The 17,280-nt window shown below is 54.9% G+C and carries 14 protein-coding genes and 3 tRNA genes; 9 read left to right on the plus strand and 8 right to left on the minus strand.

The annotated features are described in order from the left end of the window. Positions 1-56: 56 nt before the first annotated feature. Entirely contained in the window at positions 57-932 is an 876-nt protein-coding gene (gene ampR / locus ACLHV9_RS02185; protein ID WP_049007261.1) for a LysR family transcriptional regulator AmpR, read from the plus strand. A 30-nt stretch (positions 933-962) separates the two neighbouring features. Here ampR and frdD read toward each other — a convergent pair whose 3' ends face one another. Genes frdD through frdA form a run of 4 tightly spaced genes read right to left on the minus strand, consistent with a single transcriptional unit; the run spans position 963 to position 4,256 of the window. Then, entirely contained in the window at positions 963-1,322 is a 360-nt protein-coding gene (gene frdD, locus ACLHV9_RS02190; protein WP_013095272.1) for a fumarate reductase subunit FrdD, read from the minus strand. A gap of 10 nt (positions 1,323-1,332) precedes the next feature. Then, positions 1,333-1,728: a fumarate reductase subunit FrdC gene (gene frdC / locus ACLHV9_RS02195; protein ID WP_108089435.1), complete on the minus strand. Its 396-nt coding sequence runs from the start codon at positions 1,726-1,728 to the stop codon at positions 1,333-1,335. A 10-nt stretch (positions 1,729-1,738) separates the two neighbouring features. Beyond that, the gene (gene frdB, locus ACLHV9_RS02200; RefSeq protein ID WP_028016426.1) at positions 1,739-2,473 is read right to left on the minus strand and encodes a fumarate reductase iron-sulfur protein; all 735 of its coding nucleotides are present in this window, start codon (positions 2,471-2,473) and stop codon (positions 1,739-1,741) included. Beyond that, positions 2,466-4,256 carry a fumarate reductase (quinol) flavoprotein subunit gene (gene frdA, locus ACLHV9_RS02205; protein ID WP_028016427.1) on the minus strand — a complete coding sequence of 597 codons (1,791 nt, stop codon included), beginning with the start codon at positions 4,254-4,256 and terminating at the stop codon, positions 2,466-2,468. Before frdA ends, frdB begins: the two co-directional genes overlap by 8 nt. 310 nt (positions 4,257-4,566) lie before the next feature. Between frdA and epmA the strand changes: the two genes are divergently transcribed. Then, on the plus strand, positions 4,567-5,544 hold the full coding sequence (gene epmA / locus ACLHV9_RS02210) for an elongation factor P--(R)-beta-lysine ligase (protein ID WP_028016428.1): 978 nt from the start codon (positions 4,567-4,569) through the stop codon (positions 5,542-5,544). Positions 5,545-5,739: 195 nt separating this feature from the next. Continuing rightward, positions 5,740-7,239 (plus strand): glutamate/gamma-aminobutyrate family transporter YjeM, encoded by a 1,500-nt coding sequence (yjeM, locus tag ACLHV9_RS02215; protein ID WP_407220116.1) that lies wholly within the window; start codon positions 5,740-5,742, stop codon positions 7,237-7,239. 38 nt (positions 7,240-7,277) lie between these two features. Here yjeM and mscM read toward each other — a convergent pair whose 3' ends face one another. The 3 genes from mscM to rsgA all read right to left on the minus strand — a co-directional run bounded on the left by mscM (position 7,278) and on the right by rsgA (position 12,739). After that, positions 7,278-10,601 (minus strand): miniconductance mechanosensitive channel MscM, encoded by a 3,324-nt coding sequence (mscM, locus tag ACLHV9_RS02220; RefSeq protein WP_028016430.1) that lies wholly within the window; start codon positions 10,599-10,601, stop codon positions 7,278-7,280. 19 nt (positions 10,602-10,620) lie between these two features. Continuing rightward, complete coding sequence (gene asd, locus ACLHV9_RS02225; RefSeq protein WP_407220117.1) at positions 10,621-11,589, minus strand: archaetidylserine decarboxylase; 969 nt, start codon at positions 11,587-11,589, stop codon at positions 10,621-10,623. Positions 11,590-11,686: 97 nt separating this feature from the next. Continuing rightward, positions 11,687-12,739, minus strand: coding sequence for a small ribosomal subunit biogenesis GTPase RsgA (rsgA, locus tag ACLHV9_RS02230; RefSeq protein WP_032666746.1), 1,053 nt, complete (start codon positions 12,737-12,739; stop codon positions 11,687-11,689). Between the two features lie 107 nt (positions 12,740-12,846). On the opposite strand from rsgA, the gene orn reads away from it, so the two are divergent. From orn to ACLHV9_RS02250, 4 genes are all read left to right on the plus strand, one after another. Beyond that, a complete protein-coding gene (gene orn / locus ACLHV9_RS02235) occupies positions 12,847-13,392 on the plus strand; it encodes an oligoribonuclease (RefSeq protein ID WP_108089440.1) in 546 nt (181 codons plus the stop codon). A gap of 196 nt (positions 13,393-13,588) precedes the next feature. Next, positions 13,589-13,664 (plus strand) — tRNA-Gly (locus tag ACLHV9_RS02240). A 36-nt stretch (positions 13,665-13,700) separates the two neighbouring features. After that, positions 13,701-13,776, plus strand: a tRNA-Gly gene (locus ACLHV9_RS02245). 36 nt (positions 13,777-13,812) lie between these two features. Further along, positions 13,813-13,888 (plus strand) — tRNA-Gly (locus ACLHV9_RS02250). 270 nt (positions 13,889-14,158) lie between these two features. Here the strand turns inward: ACLHV9_RS02250 and queG are convergent. Further along, on the minus strand, positions 14,159-15,298 hold the full coding sequence (gene queG / locus ACLHV9_RS02255) for a tRNA epoxyqueuosine(34) reductase QueG (protein ID WP_028016434.1): 1,140 nt from the start codon (positions 15,296-15,298) through the stop codon (positions 14,159-14,161). On the opposite strand from queG, the gene nnr reads away from it, so the two are divergent. Continuing rightward, on the plus strand, positions 15,297-16,820 hold the full coding sequence (gene nnr, locus ACLHV9_RS02260) for a bifunctional ADP-dependent NAD(P)H-hydrate dehydratase/NAD(P)H-hydrate epimerase (RefSeq protein ID WP_108089441.1): 1,524 nt from the start codon (positions 15,297-15,299) through the stop codon (positions 16,818-16,820). The two genes, queG and nnr, sit on opposite strands and share 2 nt — an antisense overlap. Beyond that, on the plus strand, positions 16,813-17,274 hold the full coding sequence (tsaE, locus tag ACLHV9_RS02265; RefSeq protein ID WP_028016436.1) for a tRNA (adenosine(37)-N6)-threonylcarbamoyltransferase complex ATPase subunit type 1 TsaE: 462 nt from the start codon (positions 16,813-16,815) through the stop codon (positions 17,272-17,274). The genes nnr and tsaE overlap by 8 nt, the downstream gene beginning before the upstream one ends. Positions 17,275-17,280: the final 6 nt, after the last annotated feature.

Raw genomic sequence — 17,280 nt, forward strand, 5'->3', positions numbered from 1 at the left:
CGCTGACAAACGGTTAAATTTAGCATTAGCTGTTAATTTTTCTAACGGATGGGCCGATGACTCGCAGCTATCTCCCGCTTAATTCGCTTCGTGCTTTCGAAGCAGCCGCAAGGCATCTCAGTTTTACTCATGCCGCGATAGAGCTGAATGTTACCCATTCTGCTATCAGCCAGCATGTTAAGACGCTGGAACAGCATCTGAACTGCCAGCTTTTTGTTCGCGTTTCGCGCGGGCTGATGCTGACGACAGAAGGTGAGAATTTGCTGCCAGTGCTTAACGATTCGTTCGATCGTATCGCCGGAATGCTGGATCGCTTTGCCAGCCATCGTGCGCAGGAGAAACTCAAAATTGGTGTGGTAGGAACCTTCGCGACCGGTTTTTTATTCTCGCGGTTGTCTGATTTCCGCCGCTGCTCTCCGCATATCGATCTTCACCTTTCAACCCATAACAACCGCGTCGATCCGGCGGCTGAGGGGCTTGATTACACTATCCGCTACGGTGGCGGGGCGTGGCACGGGACCGAAGCGCAGTTCCTTTGTGATGCGCCGCTGGCTCCACTTTGTTCACCCGATATCGCCGCCGGGCTCCATACTCCGGCCGACATTCTGAAATTTACCCTGCTGCGCTCCTACCGGCGCGATGAGTGGTCCGCGTGGATGCAGGCGGCGGGAGAGCATCCCCCGTCACCCACGCATCGGGTGATGGTGTTTGATTCGTCTGTCACCATGCTGGAAGCCGCGCAGGCCGGTGTGGGAATTGCGATCGCTCCGGTCGATATGTTTACGCATTTGCTCAACAGCGAGCGCATTGTACAGCCGTTTGCCACACAGATTGATCTGGGCAGTTACTGGTTAACAAGACTACAGTCGAAAGCCGAAACCCCGGCAATGCGTGAGTTTGCGCAGTGGCTGGTGGGCAAAATGCAGAACTAAAAAGGCCCGCCGGAGGGCGGGCCACAAGGGTCAGATAGTGACCACGGCAATCAGCGTTACCACGGTCAGAATGGTTGCCAGGCCGTAGAATACCCATTTACCGCTCGGGACATGGATTTTCAGGTCATGCATCGCATGGTGAATACGGTGCAGGCCACACCACAGCGGCAGGACGATCATCAGGAAGATGAATACGCGGCCGATAAAGCTACCCGCAAACGCCAGTACGCGTTCGTAGCTCAGTGCATCGCCCGGGAACAGCCCCAGCGGCAGCATAATGCCGACCAGCAGGATGATCACAGGTGCGATGATGGCACTCCACATGCCGCCAGCGCCAAACAGTCCCCAGAAGACCGGCTCGTCAGAACGTTTTGGATTTGGATTGATCACAGTAGTCTCCTTACCAGAACAGTGCGACAAACAGAATGACCACAGTGACCAGAATCGTCACTGCCCAGAGGCCTTTAATCACCGGCTCTGGCCCCATTTTCTCGCCTTTTACGATAATGTTCGCCGCTTTTGGCGCCAGCTCAAACCAGGTTTTGGTATGAAGCAGCGCGGCCGCGAGCACGATCAGGTTCAGGACCACAATGATCGGGTTTTGTAGAAAGCCAACAAAGCTTGCCCAGGCTTCCGGACCATGCTTGAGGGTAAAAACACCGTACATCAGCTCAAGACTGAACCAGACCGCCGGCACCGCTGTGCCTTCACGCAGCATATAGAAGCGATAAAACGGCAGATTTTTCCACCAGGTGGACGGCACTGGCCGTACATAGGCTTTGCGTTTAGTCGTCATCATGCACTCCTTAGCGTGGTTTCAGGGTAGCGATAAGAAAGTCTTTCGAGCTTTCCACTTTACCCTGCTGAATAGCGGCGGCCGGGTCGACATGCTTCGGACAGACTTCGGAGCAGTAACCCACGAAAGTACAGCTCCAGACGCCGTTCTGGCTGTTAAGCTGCGCCATACGTTCTTTTTTACCGTGGTCGCGGCTGTCTTCGTTATAGCGGTGCGCCAGCGTAATGGCGGCCGGGCCGATGAATTCGGGATTCAGGCCAAACTGTGGACATGCGGCGTAACATAGGCCGCAGTTGATGCAGCCAGAGAACTGATGGTATTTCGCCATCTGGGCCGGGGTCTGGGTATTTGGACCCTGATCCGGCGTGCGCGGATTGCCGATGATGTAAGGCTTAATGGCTTCCAGACTTTCGATAAAGTGGGTCATATCGACCACCAGATCGCGCTCAATCGGGAAGTTGCCCAGCGCTTCAACCTTGATGCCCTTGGTGTAATCACGCAGGAAGGTTTTACAGGCCAGTTTCGGCACTTTGTTAACCATCATGCCGCAGGAGCCGCAGATGGCCATGCGGCAGGACCAGCGGTAGCTCAGGTCTGGTGCCAGGTTATCTTTGATATAGCCAAGCGCATCCAGCAGAGAGGTTTGCTCGTCATAGGGGACTTCATAGAAAGCGCTATGTGGTGCGGTGTCCACTTCCGGATTGTAGCGCACCACTTCAACTTTCAGTTTTTGCATCTCAGCCATTCGCCTTCTCCTTCTTCTCGGCGGCTTCTGCTTCTGCGCCGTACACGCGTTTAGCCGGTGGCAGCGTGGTGATTTTCACGTCACTGTAGTCCAGACGTGTGGTGCCATCTGCATCGCGCCAGGCGAGAGTGTGTTTCAGGAAATTGACGTCGTCACGTTCGGTACAGCCTTCATCAAGACGCTGATGCGCCCCGCGTGACTCTTTACGCGCCAGCGCAGAGTGCGCCATACATTCTGCCACGTTCAGGCCGTGACCCAGCTCGATGGTATAGAGCAGGTCGGTATTGAAGACACTGGAGGTATCGGTAATGCGCACACGTTTGAAACGCTCCTGCAATTCCGCCAGCTTATCGACGGTTTTTTGCATCAGCTCAGGGGTACGGTAGATACCACAGCCTTCTTCCATCGACAGGCCCATTTCATCGCGGATCTTAGACCAGTTCTCGTTACCTTCCTGGTTCACCAGGTCTTTCAGGCGTTTTTCAACGTCAGTAACCTGAGCATCGAGCGCGGCACCGTTAGCTTCGCCCGCTGTAGCCGCGCGTTCCATTGCGCGCTCGCCCGCCATGCGACCAAAGACGACCAGCTCTGCCAGCGAGTTAGACCCCAGACGGTTGGCGCCGTGCAGGCCCACAGAGGAGCATTCACCCACGGCGAACAGGCCTTTGATACGGGTTTCGCACTGCTGGTCGGTTTCGATCCCGCCCATGGTGTAGTGCGCGGTTGGACGTACCGGAATCGGTTCTTTCACCGGATCAACACCGACGTAGGCTTTTGCCAGTTCGCAGATGAACGGCAGGCGTTCCAGCAGCTTCTTCTCACCCAGGTGACGCAGGTCGAGATAGACCACATCGCCGCGTGGTGTAGAGATGGTGTTGCCTTTGCGCCACTCGTGCCAGAAGGCCTGGGAGACTTTGTCGCGTGGGCCGAGTTCCATGTATTTGTTTTTCGGCTCGCCAAGCGGGGTTTCCGGGCCCATGCCGTAATCCTGCAGATAGCGGTAGCCATTTTTGTTGACCAGAATACCGCCTTCACCACGGCAGCCTTCCGTCATCAGAATGCCGGAGCCCGGCAGGCCAGTCGGGTGATACTGTACGAACTCCATATCGCGCAGCGGCACACCGTGGCTGAGCGCCATGCCCATACCGTCACCGGTGACGATGCCGCCGTTGGTATTGTAGCGATACACGCGGCCCGCACCGCCCGTTGCCATCACCACCGCATTAGCGCGGATCTGGACGAGCGTGCCTTCCATCATGTTCATCGCCACCAGGCCGCGAGCCTGTCCGTCATCAACCAGAATGTCGAGGACGAAATGTTCATCAAAGCGCTGAATTTGTGGGAACTGAAGAGAGGTCTGGAACAGAGTGTGCAGCATGTGGAAGCCGGTCTTATCGGCGGCGAACCAGGTACGTTCGATTTTCATTCCGCCGAAGCGGCGAACGTTGACGCTGCCGTCCGGACGGCGACTCCACGGACATCCCCACTGTTCAAGCTGGGTCATCTCCGTAGGACAATGGTGTACAAAGTAGTCAACCACATCCTGTTCGCAAAGCCAGTCGCCCCCTGCAACCGTGTCGTGGAAATGGTATTCAAAGCTGTCATGATCCTGCGCGACGGCGGCGGACCCTCCTTCAGCTGCAACCGTGTGGCTGCGCATTGGATAGACTTTTGAAATCAATGCGATTTTAGCGTTGGGATTAGCTTGTGCTGCAGCAATCGCAGCACGTAATCCAGCACCGCCAGCGCCAATTACGGCAAGATCGGCTTGAAAAGTTTGCACGACATTCCTCCAGATTTTTGTTATTTCGCAACGCGACAAACTAAAGGTAGTTCACCTGCCCAAAGGGACAATTGCGAAAGCGTTTCCACTGCTCCTTTATGGGTAAAACAGTATAACCGTGTAGATGTCAGGGAAATTTGACGTGTTCGATTTTTTTGCTGTTCTGTAGGGTGATTTATCATCGTGATTGATGAATTGCGTCACGTAATTACGCACCTAAATGAAATGCGCGTTTTTACTGCGCAAAATTTGTCTCTGTCCCCGCTAACGAGTAGACTTCGTGCCCTTGTCTGAAATCGGAGAATTACTCATGAGCGAAACGGCCACCTGGCAGCCGAGCGCATCCATCCCAAATCTGTTAAAACGCGCTGCAATTATGACGGCGATCCGCCGTTTCTTTGCCGACCGCGGAGTCCTGGAGGTGGAAACGCCGTGCATGAGTCAGGCAACGGTAACCGATATTCATCTGGTCCCGTTTGAAACCCGTTTTGTTGGCCCGGGGCACTCTCAGGGCATGAATTTGTATCTGATGACCAGCCCGGAATACCACATGAAACGCCTGCTGGCGGCAGGATGCGGTCCGGTGTATCAGCTGTGCAGAAGCTTCCGTAATGAAGAGATGGGGCGTCACCACAATCCGGAATTCACCATGCTGGAGTGGTATCGTCCGCACTATGATATGTACCGTCTGATGAATGAGGTGGATGACCTGCTGCAGCAGGTGCTGGATTGCTCAGAAGCGGAAACTCTCTCCTATCAGCAGGCTTTCCAGCGCTATCTGGAAATCGATCCATTGTCAGCAGACAAGACTCAATTGCGCGAAGTGGCGGCAAAACTGGATCTCAGCAATGTGGCAGATACTGAAGAAGATCGCGATACGCTTCTGCAGTTGCTGTTCACGTTTGGCGTTGAACCGCAGATTGGCAAAGACCGCCCGACGTTTGTCTATCACTTCCCGGCAAGTCAGGCGTCTCTGGCGCAGATCAGCACGGAAGATCATCGTGTGGCAGAGCGTTTTGAGGTCTATTACAAAGGCATCGAGCTGGCGAACGGTTTCCACGAATTGACGGACGCGCGTGAACAGCAGCAGCGCTTCGAGCAGGATAACCGTAAGCGTGCCGCGCGCGGTCTGCCGCAGCAGCCTATTGATGTTAATCTGCTTGAGGCATTAAAAGCAGGTTTGCCGGATTGCTCCGGCGTGGCGCTGGGTGTTGACCGCCTGGTGATGCTGGCGCTGGGTGCAGAACAGTTGGGCGATGTGATTGCGTTTACGGTCGATCGTGCCTGAAAAAATGCCGGGTGGCGCTGCGCTTACCCGGCCTACGCCCCCTGTGGCAATATTCCTTTCCATTTCGCATAACAACATTAAAAACTGCCACATTCTCTATACACGGGTCTTTTTCTTAATTTGCTCGCTATAGGCACAATTTTTGTCTGGTCTTCTGCTACCATCCGCGCAGATTAATTTCCTTTGGATGGTTCTATGTCCCACTCACTCAAAAAGATGACCCTCACCGGGCTCATCCTGATGATTTTTACCTCCGTCTTTGGCTTCGCTAATAGTCCGTCGGCCTTTTACCTGATGGGTTACAGTGCGACGCCGTTCTATATCGTTTCAGCCCTGTTCTTCTTCATCCCATTCGCGCTGATGATGGCGGAAATGGGGTCGGCATACCGGAAAGAAGAAGGAGGGATCTACTCGTGGATGAATAACAGTATCGGCCCGCGCTACGCGTTTATTGGCACGTTTATGTGGTTCTCCTCTTACGTTGTCTGGATGGTCAGTACAGCGGCCAAAGTTTGGGTACCGTTCTCGACGTTTGTTTTCGGTAGCGATAAAACCCAGGTCTGGTCTCTGGCTGGCCTCAGTTCTACGCAGGTGGTTGGGATTCTGGCCGTTTGCTGGATGGTGGTTGTGACGCTGGTCGCGTCTAAAGGCATCAATAAGATTGCCCGGATTACCGCCGTGGGCGGGATCGCAGTGATGTGTTTGAATCTGGTGCTGCTCCTGGTCAGTATCGCTATTCTGTGCCTGAACGGCGGTCACTTTGCGCAGGAGGTGAACTTTGTTGCTTCGCCTAACCCAAGTTATCAGTCCGGCCTTGCGATGCTCTCTTTCGTGGTATTCGCCATTTTCGCCTACGGTGGTATCGAGGCGGTAGGGGGTCTGGTCGACAAAACGGAGAACCCGGAAAAGAACTTCGCGAAAGGGATTATATTTGCCGCCATCGTCATTTCCATTGGCTATTCGCTGGCAATCTTCCTCTGGGGGGTCAGTACCAACTGGCAGCAGGTGTTGAGCAACAACACCACTAACCTTGGCAACATTACTTATGTGTTGATGAAAAGCCTGGGAATGACGCTGGGACAGGCGATGAACCTGACGCCGGAAGCGGCGGTGACAATGGGCATCTGGTTTGCGCGCATTACCGGCCTGTCAATGTTCCTCGCCTATACCGGCGCGTTCTTTACGCTGATCTACTCGCCGCTGAAAGCGATTATTCAGGGTACGCCAAAAGCGCTGTGGCCTGCACGTATGACCCAGCTGAATAGCGCAGGCATGCCTGCCAACGCCATGTGGATGCAGTGTCTGTTGGTGTGCGTATTCATTCTGCTGGTATCGTTTGGCGGTGATACCGCGTCAGCGTTCTATAACAAGCTGACCCTGATGGCGAACGTGTCGATGACGCTACCGTATTTGTTCCTGACGCTGGCGTTCCCGTTCTTCAAAGCGAAGCAGAGTCTTGAACGTCCGTTTGTGATTTTTAAAACCCGCACGTCAACGCTACTGGCGACGACTGTGGTCGTGCTGGTGGTGGCGTTCGCGAATATCTTCACTGTCATTCAGCCGGTGATTGAGGCGAATGACTGGAACAGCGCGATGTGGATGGTTGGCGGCCCGATCTTCTTCTCGCTGCTGGCGATGGGGATTTATGAGAATTACCGCCGACGCTCAGTGGCGTACGTCACTGAAGCGGTGTAGCGGTTAAAGCGCCCCTCCCGAAAGAGAGGGGCGAAGATTTACAGGCTTCCCGCCGGGCGCTTACGTGCCGCCGACGTCAATGTTCTTCCCGTTTTACGTCCGTCCAGACTTTCCAGACGCATCTGGAACGGTGGGAATGGCATATCAATACCATGCTCGCGGAAGCCAGCCAGAATCAGCTGGTGGATCTCGTGGCGCAGCGGCATACGGTGTCCCATTTCTGCAGCGTAAATACGCAGCTCGAAAATCTGAATCCCCTGCTGCAAATCGACCAGGAACACTTCCGGTGCCGGGTTATCGAGCACCAGCGTGCAGCGCTCGGCTGCGGTGTAGAGAATTTGTGTCACCTCTTCACTGTTGGCATCCGACGGTGCCGGTAGTGTCAGCACCACACGTGTGACCGAGTCTGACAGCGACCAGTTGATGAACTGTTCGGTGATGAATGCCTTGTTCGGCACGATGATCTCTTTACGGTCCCAGTCGCTGATCGTTGTGGCGCGGGTATTGATCTTCGTTACGCTACCGGTCAGATCGCGGATCGTCACCGTATCGCCTATACGTATCGGTTTTTCAAACAGGATGATCAGGCCGGAAACAAAGTTAGCGAAAATTTCCTGCATGCCAAAGCCAAGTCCAAATGTCAGCGCAGCGACCAGCCACTGTAATTTAGACCACTCAATGCCAATCATTGAGAAACCCACCATCCCGCCAAAGAGCAGGATCAGGTATTTAGTGATGGTGGTAATGGCGTAGCCCGTGCCGGGGGTTAAATCCAGATGTTGCAGCAGAGCCAGCTCCAGCAGCGCCGGGAAGTTACGTACCAGTTGGGTAGTAATGATCAACACCAGAATGGCAATCAGTACTGAACCTAAGGTTATAGGCTCCAGACTTTCCACGCCCTGAACTGTAGATGTCACGTCCCAGAGAGAGATGTTCTCCAGGAAGCCAAACGCGGAGTGAATTTCCGACCACAGAACGATCACCGACAGGAGAGCAATCAGCATCAGGATGGAGCGCACCAGGCGCAGGGACTGGGTACTGATGGCATCCAGATCCAGTTCGACATCGTCCGCCTCCGTCGTCCCTTCCGTGCTGTTGACGTGGTTTGGCTCATCCTCACCCCGCGCACGCTGAGCGAGGATTTCTGCCCGGCGATGCTTGGCACGGTCGAAGGCCAGACGGCGGCGCTGAATCAACATCCAGCGACGGATGACGTGATACACCACCAGAAGCAGGAACCAGATCGCCACCGAGGTTTCCAGCCGCGCCAGCAGCGCCTTCGAGGTCGCCAGGTAACCCACTGCCGCTGCCAGCATCGCAATCAGCGGAGCGCTCAGCAGCAGGTTCCAGAGCAGGCGGTTGAACATGTTGTCGCCGCTACCGGATTTATCAAGATAGAGCGGTATACCGGCGCGTTTCAGGCTGAGCGTGACGATGGCCAGCGCCCCGCATATCAGCATAAAGCAGAGGCGACCCAGTGAGCCTGAGAACTCCCGGTCGTTAAGATTATCGAACATAATCAGCGCCATAATGAGTGGCACAATCAGTCCGATGCTCATCAGATAGTAACGCATAGCGCGTGCAACACGATTGCGCGGCCAGCCAAAGTGGGCGATGAACAGGCCATTTGGCCGCGCGAATGTGGCACAAATCATCACGACCCACAGCAGTGGAACCGTCGCGGTGACGCCATCGCCTATCGCCACGGCGAGCGGATAGGGCCAGGCTTCCCGCAGGCCGTACCCCAGCGTCATCCACAATACCGGTAGGGGAGAGGCCACGAGAATCGACCAGAACACCGTGCGGAGCGTCAGCCAGAAGTGATCCTGGGTGACTTTCCCCACGCGCGAACTGGAACGCTCCAGAAAACGGGTGAAATGTCTGCGCGAGTAAATGCTAAAGCCCACCAGAATCAATGCGCCCAGCAGTGGGAAAATGGTCTCTTTGCTGGTGAGCATCATCACGCTGGCCTGTCCCAGCTGGCTGAAGGTGTCCAGTGAAATCAGGCGGCGCAGATCCTGAACAATCTCAATTGGCCACGAGAAAGTCATTGGACGCACGTCAGAGGTCCAGAAGAGGTAACGGTGCGTTGCCTCGTTTACCTCTTTCAGCGCATCTTCCAGCTGACTGTTTGACACCTTCAGCTTGGTAAGCTCGAGGATCAGCGTATCACCGCCCTGGAGCAGTGAGTTCAGGAGTTCACGCTGGGTGCGCAACTGGGCTTCAAGGATCCGGTTTTGCTCACTGCTCAGAGGTTGCCCGTCAGCCTGACGGATCTGGCGAATTTGCGGTTGTTTATTGAGAAGATCTTCAAAGTGCAGTCGCTGAACGCGTAGCTGGGCCATCTCGGTATCCAACTGCTGCGGCTTCGGCATTTCCGGCAGGCGTGCCACCTGAGCACGTAACGCCTCGCCCAGAAGGTTTGATGACCCAAGCCACTGCGACTGTTCGCGCAGAGTGTTGAGCGCCTGGCGGACCTGCAGGGTTTGGTTCGTCGCCTGCCGCTGTTGTGAAGCGACCAGGTCCATACGCTGTGCCTGCTGGTTCAGTGCCGCTGAAAGCTCTCGGTTGATCTTGAACTGATCGACGATGCCGACGGGCAGGTTCGCGCTGTTTTCCGCCAGTAGCTCGGTACTTTCCAGCGCGCGTTCGGCCTCGCGCTGGCGCTGGCTATTCAGCTGGTTACGTAGCGCCTGGAGATAAGCATCAAGCTGTTCGCTCTGTTTTTGCGCCAGTTCTGAACGCATCCGCGATAGCTCCTGGCGGTTATTGGCGGAGAGCTGCGCCAGCTCCAGTTCATCGACCAGCGCTTTCAGGCGGGCAGACTCTGCCTGCAGCCCAAGGTTTTGTGCCTGGTTTTGCGGCGTGTTGCCGGTTTGTGTGCCGACACGGCGTTCAACCTCGTTGAGCTGACGGCGGGCATCGGTTTGCTGTTGCGGAAGCTGGCTGAGGGAGTCGGCAATTTCACGCGCTCGCTCCTGCTCCTGCTGAGCAAGGCGGCTCTTTTCCAGAAGCTGGCTGCTGACCTGCAGGATCTCCTGGTTCAGGGCGTCCGAGGTCATGCCTGCGGGCACGTCGCGCGGTTCGTCACGCAAATTATTGAGCTGCGCGCGCAGCGTCTGCGAGAGTTTGGGGAAGTTGTCGATAACTTGCTGATATTGCTGAGCGCGCTCAAGGGAGCCTTTCCGCTCCTCAAGCGCGTTCAGGGCAGACTGGAGCGACTCGACGGTCTCTGGCTGAGCGGGTTTGGCCGCTTTTGCCTGCTCCAGTTCCTGCGTTATCTGTTTGGCGTCGGGGGCTGTCGCTGCGTACGCCCCCATGCTGAGGCACCAGGCCATCAGTAGAACGATAATCGGGCGCACGTCAGCGATCCTTCTGTTGTTAGCCTTCGTCTTTTTTGTCGTCAACCAGCGGGCTGGCGTCGTGCTCGGCGTTAATCTCTTCCTGTGACAGCGGAGCAGGTTCTGCATCTGGCGTCACGAAGGTTTCGGTAGAGACCGCCAGCGGCTGGCCCAGTTTGGTGACCGACAGGCTTTTGAGCTGTTCAGCCAGCTTCACTTTGCCCGGCGCAAACAGGTTGATTACGGTAGAGCCCAGCTTGAAGCGACCCATCTCCTGACCTTTCAGCAGGGCGACAGAGCCTTCCGCTTCACCGGCAGGCCAGGTCCAGCGCTTGATCACGCCTTCACGTGGCGGAGTGATGGTGCCTGCCCAGACGGTTTCGATGCTGCCGACGATGGTGGCACCCACCAGAATCTGCGCCATTGGGCCAAATTCAGTATCAAACAGGCAGATGACGCGTTCGTTACGGGCAAACAGGTTTGGTACGTTTTGCGCGGTCAGATGGTTCACGGAGAACAGATCGCCCGGAACGTAGATCATTTCACGCAGAATACCGTTGCACGGCATGTGCACGCGGTGGTAGTCGCGCGGTGACAGATACGTGGTGGCAAACGTACCGTTACGGAACAGGTCTGCCATCAGGTAGTTACCCGCCAGTAAGGCCTCCAGGCTGTAGTTGTGGCCCTTCGCCTGCAGAATTTTGTCGTCTTCGATATCACCCAGCTGGCTAATTACGCCGTCTGCTGGCATCACCAGGACGTTAGGGTCGGTGTTTACCGGGCGCACTTCGTCACGCAGCGGGCGCACGAAAAATTCGTTAAAGGTGCGGTAGCTGGCGGTATCCGGCTTCTGCGCCTCTTTCATGTCGACCTTGTAATATTTTACGAAAAGGTCGATGACCAGTTTGGTCAGCCAGCCTGCTCGTTTGCTTGCGCCCCAGCCCGCCAGGCGAGTGAGCCACAGTTTTGGCAGAATGTATTGAAGCGAAAGTTTAAATGCGTTTAACAAGGTAGCCTCCAGGCCATTGTTTTGTCGTTCCTGATCCGGCGGCAAAGCACCGGAACCTGAAAAAAGGGGACGATTTTAGCGATGCTTAGCTTAGTTGTCAGTTATCAGAATCAGAAAAGTTTTTACGCGTTTTTACTTGATCCATGCTCTCAAGAATACGGTGGTAATTCTCGAAGCGAGTCTCCGCGATTTCACCGTTCTCGACCGCTTCACGGATAGCGCAACCTGGGTCGTTATCGTGTTTACAGTCGCGGTATTTGCAAGCGCCTAAATAATCATGGAATTCGACAAATCCGTTGAAGATTTGTTCCGGCTCGAGATGCCATAAACCGAATTCGCGCACCCCCGGAGAGTCGATCACATCGCCGCCATGTGGGAAGTGATACAGGCGTGATGCGGTGGTCGTGTGCTGGCCCAGACCCGAGACATCAGACACATCGTTGGTGAGGATCTCCTGCTGGAGACCAAGCAGGTTATTCAGCAGGCTCGATTTACCCACGCCGGATTGACCCGCGAAGATGCTGATACGATCGGTGAGCGCCTCTTCCAGCGGTTTCAGGCCATCTTTGGTGTAGCTGGAGACCATCAGAACGCGGTATCCAATCTTGCGATAGATATCCATCTGTTCATTGACGAAAGCCATTCCTTCGTCATCCAGCAGATCGATTTTGTTCAGCACGATAATCGGTTCAACCTGCAGTGTTTCGCAGGCGACGAGGTATCGGTCGATAATATTGAGTGAAAGTTCAGGCAAAATCGCCGAGACGATAACGATTTGGTTAATGTTGGCGGCAATCGGTTTCACGCCGTCGTAGAAATCGGGACGGGTTAACACAGACGTGCGCTCATGGACCGCTTCAACGATACCTTTTACCGTAACACCTTCCGCCGCCTCTTTACCCGGACGCCAGACGACGCGGTCACCGGTCACCAGAGAACGAATGGTCCGGCGGATGTTGCAGCGGTGGATCTCACCATCGGCGGATTCCACGTCGGCATGCATACCGAAACGGCTGATGACTACGCCTTCCGTTGGTTCGCCAAACAGGTTGTCGTCGTAATCGACCTTCTCCGAAGTGGTTTTAAGACGGCGCTGGTGATTGGCATTCACGCGGCGCTGCTGCCCTTTGGAGAGTTTATTTTTACTCAATCGCGCTGGCTCCTGGTCGCCCGTAAGGGGCAAAACCTCTATGATACACTCTAATTAATACTAGTTAACCTGCTACTGCCGGTTATGCGAGAAGGGTGGAAAATAACATGAGCGCGGATGAAAACAACCTGATTTGGATCGATCTTGAAATGACCGGGCTGGATCCCGAGCGCGATCGCATCATTGAGATTGCAACCCTGGTGACCGATGCCAACCTGAATATTCTGGCGGAAGGGCCGACGATTGCTGTTCATCAATCTGATGAACAGCTGGCATTGATGGATGACTGGAACGTGCGTACCCATACCGGCAGCGGTCTGGTGGAGCGCGTGAAGGCCAGTACTCAGGGTGACCGTGAGGCGGAGCTGGCGACGCTTGAATTCCTGAAACAGTGGGTTCCGGCAGGCAAATCGCCAATCTGTGGTAATAGCATCGGCCAGGATCGCCGCTTTCTGTTTAAGTACATGCCGGAGCTCGAGTCTTACTTCCACTACCGCTATCTGGATGTGAGCACCCTGAAAGAGCTGGCTCGTCGCTGGAAACCTGAAATCCTGGATGGCTTTAAAAAACAGGGGACGCATCAGGCAATGGACGATATTCGTGAGTCTGTTGCGGAGCTGGCGTATTACCGCGAAAACTTCATTAAGCTGTGATTTTGAGATCCGGCGCCTTGCGTGGCCGGGTTTTTGCCGTTAAATTGTGCAGCTTGCCGATTAAATAAGCATTTGAACTGAATTTCAAAAAAATCGCTTTCAGGGGGGTTGCAGCTAAAAGGATTTCTCGTATAATGCGCCTCCCGTAACGACAGAGAATTACACGTTACGACAGCAACAAAAGCAGTACAGATTTGCGGGAATAGCTCAGTTGGTAGAGCACGACCTTGCCAAGGTCGGGGTCGCGAGTTCGAGTCTCGTTTCCCGCTCCAAAATTTGAAAGTGCTTTTAAAGCATGCACCACCCAAGCGGGAATAGCTCAGTTGGTAGAGCACGACCTTGCCAAGGTCGGGGTCGCGAGTTCGAGTCTCGTTTCCCGCTCCAAAATTTGAAAGTGCTTCCACAGCACGCACCACCCAAGCGGGAATAGCTCAGTTGGTAGAGCACGACCTTGCCAAGGTCGGGGTCGCGAGTTCGAGTCTCGTTTCCCGCTCCAAATTCTTCTTCATCTTTAAAATATCCACAGCGAAAAGAGTCGTTGGGGACGTTTTCTGTTGTCTCTGAAATACTCTTGTGAACAGAGTTATCCACAGAAATTACGTTTAATCGGAATCGGCTAAAAACTTAGCAGGGTGAATAGTATTCGTGTAATTGGCTGTATTATATGAATAAAATTTGATTTCAAAATGTTATTGAGATCACTTGACCTCTTCTCCAGTCCCGATGCTGCTTGAGTTTGTATTTTTATACACAGGCTGTGAATATATTATGCGTCGCGCGTAAGCCCTTTCTCAATCACCCTCACCAGGCGTTGTTTCTTCGGTAATTGCACCTCGACTACGCAGGCATTTCGCTTCTCGATTTGCTGTGCAACCGCCCATTCTATGTGTTCATCGAGAAGTGGGTGCTCACCTCTGCGGCTTTCGAGCGCCTGAATATTGGCTTCATCCCAGGGCGCATTCCCCAGTGCAACGGCAACATTACGTAGCCAGCGCAGATGGCCAATGCGACGAATGGCAGACCCTTCTGTCACTTTCAGGAACCAGGCTTCGCTCCAGGCGAACAGCTCAACGAGTTGCGGTGCGTGCAGAGCTTTACGCGGACTGAAATCTTCTTCATCCGTGAGTTGTGAATAGCGGTTCCATGGGCAGATCAGCTGACAGTCATCGCAGCCGTAGATTCGGTTGCCGATAAGCGGCCGGAACTCCTCAGGGATCGCACCTTCCAGTTCGATAGTGAGGTAGGAGATGCAGCGGCGAGCATCAACAGTATAGGGTTCAACGATCGCGCCGGTGGGGCAGATGGTCATACAGGCCACGCAGCGGCCACAACCTTCCTCTACCGGGCCGTCTACCGGCAGCGGTAAATCAATCAGCAGTTCCCCGAGGAAGAAGAACGATCCGGCGTCGCGGCTAAGGATAAGTGAGTGCTTACCTGTCCAGCCAAGCCCGGCTTTTTCAGCGATCGGGCGCTCAAGAATAGGCGCAGAATCGACAAAGGGTCTAAAATTCAGCGAAACACAGTGCTGCTGAATAGTTTCCCCGAGTTTTTTTAAACGGTTACGCAGAAGTTTATGGTAATCACGTCCCAGGGCGTACCGGCTGACGTAACCCAGCGAGGGGTTTTTTAGCGTGCGCGCAAAAGCCGCGTTGGCGGGCAGGTAGTTCATGCGTACGCTGATGACACGCAATGTGCCCGGCAAAAGCTCGTGCGGACGGGCGCGCATCATGCCATGACGCGCCATCCACTCCATTTCGCCGTGGTATTGTTTGTCCAGCCAGGCCTGTAGTTTCGGCTCGCTGGCGGAGAGGTCGGTATCGGTAATGCCTACCTTCTGGAAGCCAAGCTCAGCACCCCACTGTTTAATTTTTTGCGCTAACTGATTGAGATCGAGGGGCTGTGACATGACGGACCATACAGTGAAGAAAAACCCCGCAAGTATACCACATTCCATCTGGCATGCGGACGACCTCCGGCGCGCCGAAAAAGAGGCAGCAGACAGCCTCGGTATCACCCTATATGAACTCATGCAGCGCGCAGGCGAAGCCGCGTTTAACGTTGCCCACAATGCATATCCGCAATCCAGACACTGGCTGGTTTTGTGCGGGCACGGCAATAACGGCGGTGACGGTTATGTTGTCGCCCGTCTTGCCGTTGCTGCGGGTATCCGCGTGACGTTGCTGGCGCTGGAGAGTGATAAACCGCTGCCGGAGGAGGCCTGCGCGGCCCGAGATGCCTGGCTGAATGCCGGCGGTGTGATTCATGCTCCTGATATCCTCTGGCCGGAGGATATGGATCTGATTATTGATGGTCTGCTCGGGACCGGTCTACGCAGTGCGCCGCGTGAGAACATTACCGCGTTGATTACACATGCCAATTGCCATTCCGCGCCGGTGGTGGCGCTGGATATTCCCTCAGGCCTGATAGCACAAACTGGCGCGACGCCGGGGGCAGTGATTCAGGCGGCGCATACGGTGACATTCATCGCCCTGAAGCCGGGTTTACTGACCGGCAAAGCGCGGGATGTGGTCGGTGTGTTGCACCACAATGCGCTGGGGCTGGACAGCTGGTTAGCTGGTCAGGAAACGCACCTTTCGCGCATTGATGCTTCGCAGCTTGCAGAGTGGCTGCCCCCGAGACGTCCCACATCCCATAAAGGCGATCATGGCAAACTGGTGATTGTCGGGGGGGACTACGGTACGGCGGGGGCTATCCGCATGGCGGGTGAAGCGGCATTGCGAAGCGGTGCTGGTCTGGTACGAGTCCTCACGCGCATCGAGAATATTGCACCGATCGTTACTGCCAGACCCGAGTTGATGGTGCATGAGCTTACGCTCCCGATGCTCGAGGAAAGCCTCGAGTGGGCAGATGTGGTCGTTATCGGCCCCGGGCTTGGGCAGCAGGCGTGGGGTAAACAGGCCCTGCAAAAGGTCGAGAATTTTCGTAAACCGATGCTGTGGGATGCTGACGCGCTGAACCTTCTGGCAATCAACCCGGATAAGCGTCACAATCGCATTCTGACGCCACACCCCGGCGAAGCCGCGCGTCTGCTTAACTGCAGCGTGGCAGAAATTGAAAGCGATCGCTTACTTTCTGCTCAGCGTCTGGTAAAACGTTACGGAGGTGTTGCCGTTTTGAAAGGGGCAGGAACCGTCGTCGCCAGTGACGAGACGCTGGGCATTATTGATGCCGGAAATGCGGGCATGGCGAGTGGCGGAATGGGTGATGTGCTTTCAGGCATCATTGGCGCATTGCTTGGACAGAAACTTCCCCTTTATGATGCAGCCTGTGCGGGCTGCGTGGCTCATGGTGCAGCGGCAGATCAACTGGCTGCACGTTACGGTACACGCGGTATGCTGGCCACCGATCTTTTTTGCACGCTACGGCGTGTTGTTAACCCGGATGTGATTGACGTAGAAAATGACTAATCGAGCGATTCCTTTACCTGATGAACAAGCCACTTTAGATCTCGGCAAGCGCGTGGCGCAGGCCTGTCAGGGGGCAACCGTCATTTATCTGTATGGTGATTTAGGTGCGGGTAAAACCACCTTCAGCCGGGGCTTTTTACAGGCGTTAGGGCATAGCGGGAATGTGAAAAGCCCAACCTACACGCTGGTAGAACCGTACACCCTTGAAAATCTCATGGTGTACCACTTCGATTTATACCGCCTTGCGGATCCTGAGGAGCTGGAATTTATGGGGATCCGTGATTATTTTGCCAATGATGCCATTTGCCTGGTGGAGTGGCCGCAACAAGGTGCGGGTGTGTTGCCTGACCCGGATGTCGAAATTCACTTAGATTACCAGGCACAAGGGCGTGAGGCACGCATCAGTGCGGTTTCCTCATCAGGGTGTTCCTTACTGGCTCGTTTAGCCGGTTAAGCTTAG

Source organism: Enterobacter sp. CPE_E890 (assembly GCF_046521475.1).
Lineage (GTDB): Bacteria > Pseudomonadota > Gammaproteobacteria > Enterobacterales > Enterobacteriaceae > Enterobacter > Enterobacter adelaidei.

Bases quoted from the DNA above. Each gene is read 5' to 3' on its own strand.
- frdB (WP_028016426.1), bottom strand. From the start codon at position 2,473: ATGGCTGAGATGCAAAAACTGAAAGTTGAAGTGGTGCGCTACAATCCG.
- nnr (WP_108089441.1), top strand. From the start codon at position 15,297: ATGACGGACCATACAGTGAAGAAAAACCCCGCAAGTATACCACATTCC.
- orn (WP_108089440.1), top strand. From the start codon at position 12,847: ATGAGCGCGGATGAAAACAACCTGATTTGGATCGATCTTGAAATGACC.
- epmA (WP_028016428.1), top strand. From the start codon at position 4,567: ATGAGCGAAACGGCCACCTGGCAGCCGAGCGCATCCATCCCAAATCTG.
- yjeM (WP_407220116.1), top strand. From the start codon at position 5,740: ATGTCCCACTCACTCAAAAAGATGACCCTCACCGGGCTCATCCTGATG.
- ampR (WP_049007261.1), top strand. From the start codon at position 57: ATGACTCGCAGCTATCTCCCGCTTAATTCGCTTCGTGCTTTCGAAGCA.
- frdC (WP_108089435.1), bottom strand. From the start codon at position 1,728: ATGACGACTAAACGCAAAGCCTATGTACGGCCAGTGCCGTCCACCTGG.
- tsaE (WP_028016436.1), top strand. From the start codon at position 16,813: ATGACTAATCGAGCGATTCCTTTACCTGATGAACAAGCCACTTTAGAT.
- queG (WP_028016434.1), bottom strand. From the start codon at position 15,298: ATGTCACAGCCCCTCGATCTCAATCAGTTAGCGCAAAAAATTAAACAG.